The sequence below is a fragment of the Streptomyces tubercidicus genome, from assembly GCF_027497495.1.
Lineage (GTDB): Bacteria > Actinomycetota > Actinomycetes > Streptomycetales > Streptomycetaceae > Streptomyces > Streptomyces tubercidicus.
Genome location: NZ_CP114205.1, coordinates 2,222,343 through 2,235,003, shown reverse-complemented (window position 1 = coordinate 2,235,003; position 12,661 = coordinate 2,222,343). Strand labels below are relative to the sequence as shown.

Annotated in this window: 7 protein-coding genes; 5 read left to right on the top strand and 2 right to left on the bottom strand. The window is 73.4% G+C overall.

Annotated elements, in window-relative coordinates:
- Nucleotides 1-2 precede the first annotated feature (2 nt).
- A complete protein-coding gene (locus tag STRTU_RS09380) occupies nt 3-1,421 on the top strand; it encodes an NAD(P)/FAD-dependent oxidoreductase (RefSeq protein WP_159743127.1) in 1,419 nt (472 codons plus the stop codon).
- Between the two features lie 91 nt (nt 1,422-1,512).
- Here the strand turns inward: STRTU_RS09380 and STRTU_RS09375 are convergent, their stop codons facing one another.
- The gene (locus STRTU_RS09375) at nt 1,513-2,217 is read right to left on the bottom strand and encodes a phosphatase PAP2 family protein (protein WP_159743126.1); all 705 of its coding nucleotides are present in this window, start codon (nt 2,215-2,217) and stop codon (nt 1,513-1,515) included.
- A gap of 577 nt (nt 2,218-2,794) precedes the next feature.
- Entirely contained in the window at nt 2,795-4,144 is a 1,350-nt protein-coding gene (gabT, locus tag STRTU_RS09370; protein WP_159743125.1) for a 4-aminobutyrate--2-oxoglutarate transaminase, read from the bottom strand.
- 266 nt (nt 4,145-4,410) lie between these two features.
- Here gabT and STRTU_RS09365 point away from each other — a divergent pair, with 266 nt between their 5' ends.
- From STRTU_RS09365 to STRTU_RS09350, 4 genes are all read left to right on the top strand, one after another.
- On the top strand, nt 4,411-6,609 hold the full coding sequence (locus tag STRTU_RS09365; RefSeq protein ID WP_159743124.1) for a type IV secretory system conjugative DNA transfer family protein: 2,199 nt from the start codon (nt 4,411-4,413) through the stop codon (nt 6,607-6,609).
- 190 nt (nt 6,610-6,799) lie between these two features.
- The gene (locus STRTU_RS09360; RefSeq protein WP_159743123.1) at nt 6,800-8,461 is read left to right on the top strand and encodes a PucR family transcriptional regulator; all 1,662 of its coding nucleotides are present in this window, start codon (nt 6,800-6,802) and stop codon (nt 8,459-8,461) included.
- Nucleotides 8,462-8,673: 212 nt separating this feature from the next.
- Nucleotides 8,674-10,134 (top strand): aldehyde dehydrogenase family protein, encoded by a 1,461-nt coding sequence (locus tag STRTU_RS09355; RefSeq protein ID WP_159743122.1) that lies wholly within the window; start codon nt 8,674-8,676, stop codon nt 10,132-10,134.
- 491 nt (nt 10,135-10,625) lie between these two features.
- The gene (locus tag STRTU_RS09350; RefSeq protein ID WP_159743121.1) at nt 10,626-12,545 is read left to right on the top strand and encodes an acyl-CoA dehydrogenase family protein; all 1,920 of its coding nucleotides are present in this window, start codon (nt 10,626-10,628) and stop codon (nt 12,543-12,545) included.
- Nucleotides 12,546-12,661: the final 116 nt, after the last annotated feature.

The window sequence follows — 12,661 nt, the reverse complement described above, 5'->3', positions numbered from 1 at the left end:
CCATGGCACGAGCTGCCATGACCCCGTCCGCCGCGCACGCGCTCGCGGACGCCGAACCCACGCCGTTCTGGCTGGCCGACCCGGGCCGGCCGGCCGCCCGGCCCGCCCTCGTCGGCGACGAGACCTGCGATCTGCTCGTCGTCGGCGGCGGATACTCGGGCCTGTGGACCGCGCTGATCGCCAAGGAGCGCGACCCGCAGCGCGATGTCGTCCTCGTCGAGGGCGCCGAGATCGGCTGGGCGGCCTCCGGGCGCAACGGCGGCTTCTGCGCCGCCTCCCTCACCCATGGCCTCGGCAACGGCCTGGCCCGCTGGCCCGGTGAACTCGCCACCCTCGAAGAGCTCGGCATCCGCAACCTCGACGCCATCGAGGAGGCCGTCGCCCGCTACGACATCGACTGCGCCTTCGAGCGCACCGGCGAGATCGATATCGCCACCGAGCCGCACCAGATCGCCGAACTCAAGGAGTTCGCCGAGGACGCCGCCGGAATCGGCCTGGACCGGCACACCTTCCTCGACGAGGACGAGCTGCGCGCCCAGGTCGACTCGCCGACCTTCCGCGCCGGACTGTGGGACCGCGACGGCGTCGCCATGATCAACCCGGCCCGGCTCGCCTGGGGCCTGAAGCGGGCCTGCCTCGGCCTCGGGGTCCGCATCTACGAGCGCACCCCCGCCACCGACCTGGCCTCCGACGGCGTCGGCATGGCCGTCCGTACGCCCTACGGCCGGGTCTTCGCCCGCCATGTCGCGCTCGGCACCAACGCCTTCCCGTCCCTGGTCAAGCGGATCCGCCCGTACATCGTCCCGGTCTACGACCACGCCCTGATGACCGAGCCGCTCTCGGACGAACAGCTCGCCGCCATCGGCTGGAAGAACCGCCAGGGCCTGTCGGACTCCAACAACCACTTCCACTACTTCCGGATCACCGAGGACAACCGCATCCTGTGGGGCGGCTACGACATCGTCTACCGCTACGGCGGCGGCGTCCGGGCCGAGTACGACCACCACCCCGCCACGTACGAGAAGCTCGCCCGGCACTTCTTCCGCTGCTTCCCGCAGCTGGAAGGGCTGCGCTTCACCCACACCTGGGGCGGCGCGATCGACACCTGCTCCCGCTTCTCCGCGTTCTTCGGCACCGCACACGCCGGCCGGGTCGCCTACGCGGCCGGCTACACCGGCCTCGGCGTGGGGTCCACCCGCTTCGGCGCCGAGGTGATGCTGGACCTGCTGTCCGGCGAGCGCACCGAGCGGACGCAGCTGGAGATGGTCCGCAGCAAGCCGCTGCCGTTCCCGCCCGAGCCGCTGCGCTGGGCCGGCATCGGGATCACCCAGTGGTCGATGACACAGGCCGACACCCGCGGCGGCCGCCGCAATCTGTGGCTGAAGGCCATGGACAAGGTGGGGCTGGGCTTCGACAGCTGACACCGGACGCGGCGGGGGCGGGCGGTCGGCAGCCGTCCGCCCCCGTGCGGTGGTCGGGGGCGACGGCGCCGGTCAGGGCCTCGTGCGCCGGTCAGGGCCCCGCGCGGTGGTCAGGGGTCGGCGCCCGCCCGGCTCCGCCCGCCCCCGCCTCCGACCACCGGTCGCAGACCACACACCACAGCCCGAGCAGTACCCCGGCCAGGCACCAGCTGCCGAGGACGTCCAACGGCCAGTGATAGCCGCGACGCACCAGACCGAGGCCGACGGCTCCGTTGAGCAGCGCCACCGCGGCCACGACCGCTGGCGTGACCAGGCGGACCACCGGCGCGACGGGCCGGCCACCCGGGCGGCCCGCCCGCGTCCCCCGCATCCTCCGCGTCCTCCGCACACCGCGCATCACCAGCAGCCCGGCCACCCCGTACGCCGCCGCCGCCGTGGCGCCATGGCCCGACGGGTAGAAGCCGTCGTGCGCACCTCCCGCCATCTGCGGCGGGCCCGGCCGGGCGAGCCAGAGCTTGAGCGGGACGACCAGCGCGGGCACCGCGGCCAGGGTGAGGCCCGCGGCGAGCGGCGGCAGCCACCACCGCACCGGGGCACCCTCGCCGGGCGCCGCCACGCTCCTGCCGCGCCACTCCTGCCACCCCGCCCACACCATGACCACGCACAACACCGGCAGCGCCACGGCCGTATTGCCGAGATCGGCAGCGAACTCGGCGGGCCCGGCGGGGAGTTCGCCACTGGCCAGGGCGCGGCCGAGGCGTTCGTCGAGGGTGCGCAGCGGGCCGTGGTCCGCCACCTGCCAGGTGAGCGCGGCGAACAGCAGCGCGCCGAGGGCACAGATCCACCACGGGGAGAGGCGCCGGGAGCCGTCGCCGGACGGGCCCGGGGAGCCCGGAAAAGGGGTCGGCCGCCTCGGAACAGGGGGGGTGGTTCCGAGGCGGCCGCGTTGACCGGTGTCCCGCGCGCCCCGGGGGGTATGGGGCGGGCGGACATCCGATCGGTGAGGATTCCCGGAACCGGGGGTTCCGGTGTCGTGCGCGAGGGCACGGCCTGATCGGAGCCGGGGAAGCGCCGACCGGGCGTCGCCCGCAGTCCCCTGCGAGCGGGGTGTTTCTCTCATCTGCAGAAACCGTACGGCACGGCGAGCGCACCCGACAGCCGCATCACCCGGCCGCCATCGGCCCCGCACATCTTCTTCACGCCATGTCTCCAGCTACGCGCGTCCATACGGAAATGAGTACAGAAATAGGGACAGTTGGGGGGCGGACGGGGGCGCGCACACCGGCCCGGAACGGGGCGCGGCCCGGGACACGACCTCAGCCGTGCCCCGGGCCGCGCCCGGGTTCCTCCCGCGAAGCCGCCGCCGCTGTCGCTCAGAGCGTGGCGAAGGCGCCTTCGAGGATGTCCAGCCCCTCGTTGAGCAGGTCCTCACCGATGACCAGCGGCGGCAGGAAGCGCAGCACATTGCCGTACGTACCGGTCGTCAGCACCAGCAGGCCCTCCTGGTGGCAGGCCTTGGCGAGGGCGCCGGTGGCCTCCGGGTTCGGCTCCTTGGAACCGGACTTGACCAGCTCGATCGCGATCATCGCGCCGCGGCCGCGGACCTCGCCGATGATGTCGTACTTCTCCGCGATCGCGTGCAGACGGGCCGTCATGACCTCGCCGATCCGGCGGGCCTTGGCGTTCAGGTCCTGCTCGCGCATGGTCTCGATCGAGCCCAGCGCCGCCGCGCAGGCCACCGGGTTACCGCCGTAGGTGCCGCCCAGGCCGCCCGCGTGCGCCGCGTCCATGATCTCCGCGCGCCCGGTGACGGCCGCCAGCGGCAGACCGCCGGCGATGCCCTTGGCCGTGGTGATCAGGTCCGGGACGATGCCCTCGTCCTCGCACGCGAACCACTGGCCGGTGCGGCAGAAGCCGGACTGGATCTCGTCCGCGACGAAGACGATCCCGTTCTCCTTCGCGAAGTTCGCGATCGCCGGGAGGAAGCCCTTGGCGGGCTCGATGAAGCCGCCCTCGCCGAGCACCGGCTCGATGATGATCGCCGCGACGTTCTCCGCGCCGATCTGCTTGGTGATCTGCGAGATGGCCTGGTCGGCGGCCTCCTGCGCGCAGTTCTCCGGGCCGGTCAGCCAGCGGAAGGGGTAGGCCACCGGGACGCGGTAGATCTCCGGCGCGAACGGTCCGAAGCCCTGCTTGTAGGGCATGTTCTTGGAGGTGAGCGCCATCGTCAGGTTCGTCCGGCCGTGGTAGCCGTGGTCGAACACCACCACGGCCTGCCGCTTGGTGTACACCCGCGCGATCTTGACGGCGTTCTCCACGGCCTCCGCGCCCGAGTTGAACAGCGCCGACTTCTTCGCGTGGTCGCCCGGCGTCAGCTCGGCCAGCTGCTCACAGACCTCGATGTACGGCTCGTACGGCGCCACCATGGCACAGGTGTGGGTGAAGGCCGCGAGCTGCGCGGTGGCCCGGCGGACGACCGCCTCCGCGCTGTTGCCGACCGAGGTCACCGCGATCCCGGAGCCGAAGTCGATCAGGGAGTTGCCGTCCACGTCCTCCAGGACGCCACCGCCCGCGCGCTTGACGAACACGGGCAGCACGGCGCCGACACCACCGGCCACCGTGGCCTGCTTACGGGCCCACAGCTCCTGCGACTTCGGGCCGGGGATCGCGGTGACGACGCGACGCTCCTGGGCGAGGGCGGGGCCTCCGGACAGTTCGGTCATGACAGTCTCCTGGTGGGTGGAACGGGACGTACACAGGTGTTGTTCTCGCAGGCTAGGGGCGGCCGGGCGGGTCTGGCATGTTCCGTTCGGGAGAAGTGCGCGTGTTGCGTTGTCCGCACCGGACATAGCGACGGCCCACGGCCAGTAGATTGAACGGCGGCCCGCCCGGCAACCGGGCGGACACACCCACACCATCGCGGCCGGCCTGCCCCGGCCGCGCCGCACCACACACCAGGCCACGGCTCAAGGGGGACAAGGGGCACCGGATGGACACCGAGGGCACGCACGACGCACAGCACACCGCTCCCCAACAGTCCGGCGGAGCGCACCGGTCCGAACCCACGGTGCCGCGCCCCGCGGCACCCCCCGCCCCACCGGCCGCGGCGCCGCACACCCCGCCACCACCCGCCGCCCCGCCCGCCGTGCCGGCCATGCCCGCCACCGCGCCCACCGGCCCCGCCGCCGAAGCGCCGCTGCTGGGCTGGCTGCGCACCCCGCGCCCTTCCGCCGCACCCGGGATCTGGACGTACGGCCACCGGCCCCGGGCGGCGGAGGAGCCCGACCGGGTTCCCGGACGGCAGCTGATCAGCGGGGCGGTGATCTCGTTCCTGTGCGGGTGGCTGCTGTGGTCGTTGTTGTGGAACGGCTATCTCGGGCCGTACTGGGGCTGGCCCCTGGCCGTCCTGCTCCCCGACTCCTGGGCGCTCGGCGCCACCTCCGGCGACCAGCTCGCCTATGCCATCGCCTCCCGCGTCTATTACGGCCTGTGGATCGCCGGCCTGGTGATCGTCTTCGGGCGCCTGGGCCGGTGGGCGGAGCTGGTACGCCGGTACCTGCTCCCCGTTTTCCGCCGCAGGAGCGCCCCGGCCCCCAGGCCCGAGCCCGCCGCCGACCGGGCGCTGTGGCCCGAGCTGCGTTCCCATGGCGCCGCCGATGCCGCCGACCAGCTCGCGGCCGAGGCGCGCACCGGCCGGATGAACGATGTCGACGTGGCCAGGATCGAACGTGCCTGGCAGTCGGTGCGGTCCGGCAAGAACTCCCTCGCCTCCTTCACCGACACCGTGCTCCGGCACGGCGCGGCCGCCTGTGCGCACCCTTCGGGGCGGCGCGATCTGCCCCGCAGGGCCGCCCACCACGATCTGCTCGCCCACCAGGTCCGGATCGGTACCGCCGCCGAACACCCGCGGAACCCGTACCGGCACCGCGGAGCGGGCAGCGCGCTGTCGCCCGAGGTGCTGGGCACGTCGCTGCTGGCCGTGGGCCCCGCCGGAAGCGGCAAGACCACCCGCCTCGTCAAGCCGGTCGTCGAGTCGATGTGTCTGCAGGCGCTGGCCGGGCAGTGCGCGGTGATCGCCGTCGGCCCGGCGGGATCGGATCTCGGGCCGGATGACGCGTTCGATGTGGTGGTCCGGGTCGGCCGCCCGGACCCGGAGTGCGACCTCGACCTCTACGGCGGCACCACCGACCCTGACGAGGCGTCCGGAATCCTCGCCGAGGCGCTGGTCGGAGACCTTGCCGAGCAGCTGCCCGGCGGTGACAGCCGACGCGCCGCGACGGCGCTGTCCCAGCTGCTCGGCCCCTTCCGGGCCGCCCACGACCGCTTCCCCACGGTGCCCGAACTGCGCGAACTGCTGGACGGCGCGCCCCGGGCGCTGGCCGCACTGCGCACCGCGCTGGAGGACACCGGCGCCGCCACCCTGCTGCGCGAACTGGACGCCCGCGTACGCCAGTCGGACCGTCCCGGTGATGTCGCCGTACTGCTCGCCGACCGCATCGCGCTGCTCGACCGGCCCGCGTTCGCCGCCTTCTTCGACCCCACGGGAACCACCCGCCAGGTCTCCCTGCGGTCCCTCGACCACCCTCTGAGGGTCCGCATCGAACTGCCGGAGCGCGGACACACGGAGGCTTCGCGGATCCTCGCCCGGCTGGTCCTCGCGCAGTTCACCGAGTCCGCGGTGGCCCGTGGTGACCGCTCGCTGTTCGCCTGTCTGGTCATCGACGAGGCCGCGCACACCATCACCGCGGAGGCGCTGCGCGGGCTGCAACGGCTGCGCTCGGCGAATGCCGGCGCGGTACTGACCCTGCGTTCCCTGGATGAGGTCCCCGACGCGCTGCGCGGTGCGCTGCTCGGTGCGGTCGGCTGCCGGATGGCCTTCGCGGGCGTCACGACCTGGGACGGCGCTCGGTTCGCCGAGGTGTGGGGCAAGGAGTGGGTGGAGACCCGGGATGTGACGGACCGTCAGATCATTGCGGAGAGTGCCGCGGGAAAGGCGTTCCATATGGTGCGCCAACTGGTCACCGGCAAGGCGGCCACCGCCAAAGCCGTCACCGTCCGCACCGTCGAGCGGGAGCGCTGGTCCGCTTCCGATCTGGCCAACTCGGTGCCGGCCGGGCATGCGGTGCTGTCGGTGACCTCGGTGGGCGGGGAGCACGCTCCGCCGGTGCTGGTCGACCTGCGGTCCTGACCGGCGGGGCGACGGGGCGGTGGTGCTTGTGCGGGAAGTGGTGGGGTCCCCCCGATTCCTCCGCTGAGGCAGAATCGGGGGTGGCCGTTCATACGAGGCGGCGTAAATCATCGGGTGTCGGGTGGGCATCGGCCGGTTCGTGGCCGGTTGTCCGGCGGGCGTCCCTCGTCGTCGATGTTGCGAAGGTTCCATGCCGCACACCCTGGCTTCCCTGGTCAGTCACACCGCGCTCAAGCTGACCGTGCTCGCGGGCGAGGAGCGGCTGGACGCGCCGGTGCGCTGGGCGCATGCGAGTGAGCTGATCGATCCGGTGCCCTATATGGAGGGCGGGGAGCTGCTGCTGATCACCGCGCTCAAGCTGGACGCGGAGGATCCGGAGGCGACCCGGAGGTATGTGCGGCGGATCGCGGAGGCCGGTGTCGTCGGGCTGGGGTTCGCGGCCGGGGTCAACTACGAGGGGGTGCCGCGGGCGCTGGTCGACGCGGCCAGGGAGCAGGGGCTGCCGCTGCTCGGGGTGCCGCGCAGGACGCCGTTCATCGCGATCAGCAAGGCGGTGTCGGCGGCCGTCGCCGCCGACCAGTACCGCGCGGTGACGGCCGGGTTCGAGGCGCAGCGGGAGCTGACCCGGGCGGCGCTCGGTGCCGAGGGGCCGGCCGAGCTGCTGGCCCGGCTGGCGGCGCATCTGGACGGCTGGGCCGCGCTCTACGACGCGTCGGGCGCGGTGGTGGCCGCCGCCCCCGACTGGGCCGCCCGCCGCGCCGCCCGGCTGACCGAGGACGTCGCGCGGCTGCGGGAGCGGCCCGCCCCGGCCAGCTCGGTCGTCAGCGACACCGACGGCGACGACCGCGTCGAGCTCCAGTCGCTGGGCACCGGGCGCCGGGCCCGCGGGGTGCTCGCGGTGGGCACCGCCGCGCCGCTCGGCACGGCCGCGCGCTATGCCGTGCACTCGGCGGTCGCGCTGCTCACCCTGACCACCGAGCGGTCCCGGGCGCTGCAGGACGCCGAGCAGCGGCTGGGCGACGCGGTGCTGAAGATGCTGCTCGCGGGGGAGCCGGACCATGCGCGGGCGGTGGCCGGGCGGCTCTACGGCGGGCTGCTGGACGCGCCGTTCCGGGTGGTGGTCGCCGAGCCGGTGGCCGGTGAGGAGCCGTCATCGGGCGGGGCCACGGGGGCCGGGGCCGGGGGCGCGGGGGTGCTCGATGCGCTCGCCGACGCGATGGACTCCGCGGCCGCGCGGACCGGTGAGGCGGTGCTCGCCGTCCCGGACGGCACCCGGCTGATCGTGCTGGTCGCGGACGGCGGGGCGGCCGCGGACGCCTGTGCCGCGTACGCCGCCGAGGCCGGGGCCCGCTCCGGAACACAGCCGCGGGCGCGGGGCCGGGCGGGCCGGTCCGGCGGGGCGGAGCCGGCCGACGGCGCGTGGGTGGCCGTCGGGCTGTCGGCGCCGACCGGGCCGATCGCCGCCGCCAACGCCTACCGCCAGGCCGAACAGGCGCTGTCGGTGGCGCGGCGGCGCGGCCGCGCACTGGTCGAGCACGAGGACGTGGCGGCCGGGTCCGTGCTCCCGCTGCTCGCCGACGACGCGGTCCGGGCCTTCGCGGACGGGCTGCTGCGGGCGCTGCGCGAGCACGACGCGACCGGCCGCGGCGATCTGGTGGCCTCGCTGCGCGCCTGGCTCGCCCGGCACGGCCAGTGGGACGCAGCCGCCGCCGACCTGGGGGTGCACCGCCACACCCTGCGCTATCGGATGCGGCGGGTCGAGGAGATCCTGGGGCGCTCCCTGGACGACGCGGACGTACGGATGGAGCTCTGGCTCGCCCTCAAGGCGACCTCGGCGCCCCAGGGGGAGTGAGGGCGGGGCGCCCTCCTCCTGCCGCGCGGGGGCAGGCCCCCGACCCGCCCCCACACCCCCTCCACCACGGAGAGACGCCCGCACGGATTACTCCGCTTCGGACAAACGCCACGACGGCGCCGCACCCCTACCGTGGGGGCAGAGTCACCACCGCAGCGACGCTCCCCGCGCCATGCGCACCACCCACCACTTCTGAAGGGCCGGGTTCCACTGTGCCGATCCCCACTGATGCAGCCCCCACCGCCTTTTGGCTCGCCGGCCGTGAGGCCACCGGTGAGGCCACCTTCGATGTCACCTCCCCCTGGGACGGACGTCTCGTCGGCACGGTGAGCGTCCCCACCGAGGCGCAGGTCGAAGAGGCCGTCGCCGCCTCCGTCGCCGTCCAGGACGAGCTCGCCGCGACCCCCGCGCACGTACGGGCGGCCGCGCTGGACCATGTGCACCGCCGCCTGGTGGAGCGGACGGAGGAGATCGCGCAGCTGATCTCCGCCGAGAACGGCAAGCCCATGAAGTGGGCGCGCGGCGAGGTCGGCCGCGCCGTCTCCGTGTTCCGTTTCGCCGCCGAGGAGGCCCGCCGCTTCAACGGGGGCGAGGCGCAGCGCCTGGACACCGACGCCGGTGGCGCCGGCCGCCTCGCGCTGACCCGCCGCTTCCCGCGCGGCACGGTCCTGGGCATCGCCCCGTTCAACTTCCCGCTGAACCTCTGCGCCCACAAGGTCGCCCCGGCCATCGCGGCCGGCGCCCCGATCATCCTCAAGCCCGCCCCGGCCACCCCGCTCTCCGGTCTGCTCATCGGCGAGCTGCTGGCCGAGACCGAGCTGCCGGCCGGTTCCTGGTCGATCCTCCCGGTGCCCAACGACCGGATGCCGGCCCTGGTGCAGGACGAGCGGCTGCCCGTCGTCTCCTTCACGGGTTCCGAGACGGTCGGCTACGCGATCCTGGACTCGGTGCCGCGCAAGCACTGCACCCTGGAGCTCGGCGGCAACGGCGCGGCGGTCGTCCTGCCGGACTACTCCTCCGAGGCGGACCTGGACTGGGCGGCGCAGCGCATCGCCACCTTCTCCAACTACCAGGGCGGCCAGTCCTGCATCTCGGTGCAGCGGGTCATCGCGGACGCGTCCGTGTACGACCGGCTGGTGCCGAAGATCGTCGCGGCCGTCGGGGCGCAGGTCACCGGCGACCCGTCGGACGACGCGACTGAGGTCGGCCCGCTGGTCAACGAGGACGCCGCCAAGCGCGTCGAGTCCTGGGTCGACGAGGCCGTGGAGCGCGGCGCGAAGCTGCTCGCGGGCGGCAAGCGCGACGGCGCCTCCTACGCGCCGACCGTGCTGGAGGACGTGCCCGACGGCGCCACCCTGGCCTGCGAAGAGGTCTTCGGCCCGGTGCTCACGCTCAAGAAGGTCGACGGGGAGGCGGCGGCCTTCGCGGCCGTCAATGACTCCAAGTTCGGCCTCCAGGCGGGCGTGTTCACCCATGACGTGCAGACCGCGTTCCGCGCCCACCGCGCGCTGGAGGTCGGTGGCGTGATCGTCGGCGATGTGCCGTCCTACCGCGCCGACCAGATGCCGTACGGCGGCGTCAAGCAGTCCGGTGTAGGCCGCGAGGGCGTGCGCTTCGCGATGGACGACTACACCTACGAGCGGGTCATGGTCCTCACCGGACTGGCCCTGTAACACCCGGCCCGGACCGGTGGACAGCGGCGGCCCTCCCCGGGCCGTATCGCCGTCCGGGCCCCGGCCGGCCCGCCCCCGGCGCCGGCCTCGACGCGGCGCGCTCCGGCACCCTGTTTCCGGAGCGCGCCGCGTCCCCCGTTTCCGGCACCGGTCTCCCCGCCGTGCCGGATCTTGACCGTACGGGACGCGCCCCGTCCGTCTCCTCCTGTCTGAGGGGGAGCCGCGGCGGTACCCCGGAGGGGAGAGACCGCCAGGCGTACCACGATCGCGGTATGCCGCACCCCCCGAAGGGCGGAGGGCGGCCGGACGACCCGGTCCGGTGCCGGGGCGCAGAGCCCCCTTGGTGCCCGGTGGCCCGAACACTCGCCCGCGTCCGGTAGCTCCAGTGGTGCAACCCGCCCGGATCGGGTAACTCTCACAAGTAGCGCTGTCCAGCGGCCGACCGGCCCGCCGGCGCTGAACTCCCGACCCAGCGGCGAGGTGAGCTCCTGATGACCGCTCCATCCATCCGCAACGTTTCCGAGCGCGAAGCACGCCAGGTCGCCGAGGCGGCCCGCGAGCAGGACTGGCGCAAGCCCAGCTTCGCCAAGGAACTGTTCCTGGGGCGCTTCCGGCTCGACCTCATCCATCCGCACCCCACCCCCGCGGTCGACGACGTACGCCGCGGTGAGAAGTTCCTCGCCACGCTGCGCGAGTTCTGCGAGAACGAGGTCGACAGCGCCCGGATCGAGCGCGAGGGGCAGATCCCGGACGAAACCGTGGACGGGCTCAAGGCGCTCGGCGCGCTGGGCATGAAGATCGACCCCAAGTACGGCGGCCTCGGCCTCACCCAGGTCTACTACAACCGCGCACTGTCCCTGGCCGGCACCGCCAGCCCCGCCATCGGCGCACTGCTGTCCGCGCATCAGTCGATCGGCGTACCGCAGCCGCTGAAGCTGTTCGGCACCAAGGAGCAGAAGGAAACCTTCCTGCCGCGCTGCGCCCGTACGGACATCTCGGCCTTCCTGCTGACCGAGCCCGATGTCGGCTCGGACCCGGCCCGGCTGGCGACCATGGCGGTGCCGGACGGTACGGACTATGTGCTCGACGGGGTGAAGCTGTGGACCACCAACGGGGTGGTCGCCGATCTGCTGGTGGTGATGGCGCGGGTGCCCGCGTCCGAGGGCCACAAGGGCGGCATCACCGCCTTCGTCGTCGAGGCGGACTCGCCCGGCATCACCGTTGAGCACCGCAACGCTTTCATGGGCCTGCGCGGTCTGGAGAACGGCGTCACCCGCTTCCACGGGGTACGGGTCCCGGCCGCGAACCGCATCGGCCCCGAGGGCGCCGGTCTCAAGATCGCCCTGACCACCCTCAACACCGGCCGGCTGTCGCTGCCCGCGATGTGTGTCGGCTCCGGCAAGTGGTGCCTGAAGATCGCCCGCGAGTGGTCCGCGGTCCGGGAGCAGTGGGGGCGGCCGGTCGCCAAGCACGAGGCCGTCGGCGCCAAGATCTCCTTCATCGCCGCCACCACCTTCGCCCTCGAAGCGGTCGTCGACCTCTCCTCCCAGATGGCCGACGAGAACCGCAACGACATCCGGATCGAAGCCGCCCTCGCCAAGCTCTACGGCTCCGAGATGGGCTGGCTGATGGCCGACGAGCTGGTCCAGATCCGCGGCGGCCGCGGCTACGAGACCGCCGACTCGCTCGCCGCCCGCGGCGAACGCGCCGTCCCCACCGAGCAGATGCTCCGCGATATGCGCATCAACCGGATCTTCGAGGGCTCCACGGAGATCATGCATCTGCTGATCGCCCGCGAGGCGGTGGACGCCCATCTGTCGGTCGCCGGCGATCTCATCGACCCGGACAAGTCCCTCGCCGACAAGGGCCGGGCGGCGGCGAAGGCGGGCGGCTTCTACGCCCGCTGGCTGCCCAAGCTCGTCGCTGGACCAGGTCAACTCCCGCGTACGTACCAGGAGTTCGGCCGGCTCTCGGGTCATCTGCGGTATGTCGAGCGGACCTCCCGCAAGCTCGCCCGCTCCACCTTCTACGCGATGTCCCGCTGGCAGGGCCGGATGGAGACCAAACAGGGCTTCCTCGGCCGGATCGTCGACATCGGCGCCGAACTCTTCGCGATGAGCGCCGCCTGCGTACGGGCCGAACACCTGCGGGAGACCGGTGATCACGGCCGGGAGGCGCAGCAGCTGGCCGATGTCTTCTGCCGGCAGGCGCGGATCCGTATCGAGGAGCTGTTCGCCCGTCTGTGGACCAACACCGACGAACTCGACCGCAAGGTCGTCTCCGGAGTCCTCGACGGCAGCTACACCTGGCTGGAGGAGGGCATCATCGACCCCAGTGGCGAAGGCCCCTGGATCGCCGACGCCACTCCGGGCCCGAGCACGACCGACAACGTCCGGCGCCCCATCCGCTGACGTCCTCGGCCGCACGCCCAGGGCCGGTCCGCCAGCGATCCGCCGGACCGGCCCTGGGGCATGTCCGCACGCGCCGCCCGGCCCCGCGGGCCGACGAAGATCCAAAAGAAGCCCTA

What these genes read in the sequence shown, in the direction of transcription:
- STRTU_RS09350 (WP_159743121.1), top strand. Translation starts at nt 10,626, where the DNA reads ATGACCGCTCCATCCATCCGCAACGTTTCCGAGCGCGAAGCACGCCAG.
- STRTU_RS09360 (WP_159743123.1), top strand. Translation starts at nt 6,800, where the DNA reads ATGCCGCACACCCTGGCTTCCCTGGTCAGTCACACCGCGCTCAAGCTG.
- STRTU_RS09365 (WP_159743124.1), top strand. Translation starts at nt 4,411, where the DNA reads ATGGACACCGAGGGCACGCACGACGCACAGCACACCGCTCCCCAACAG.
- STRTU_RS09380 (WP_159743127.1), top strand. Translation starts at nt 3, where the DNA reads ATGGCACGAGCTGCCATGACCCCGTCCGCCGCGCACGCGCTCGCGGAC.
- gabT (WP_159743125.1), bottom strand. Translation starts at nt 4,144, where the DNA reads ATGACCGAACTGTCCGGAGGCCCCGCCCTCGCCCAGGAGCGTCGCGTC.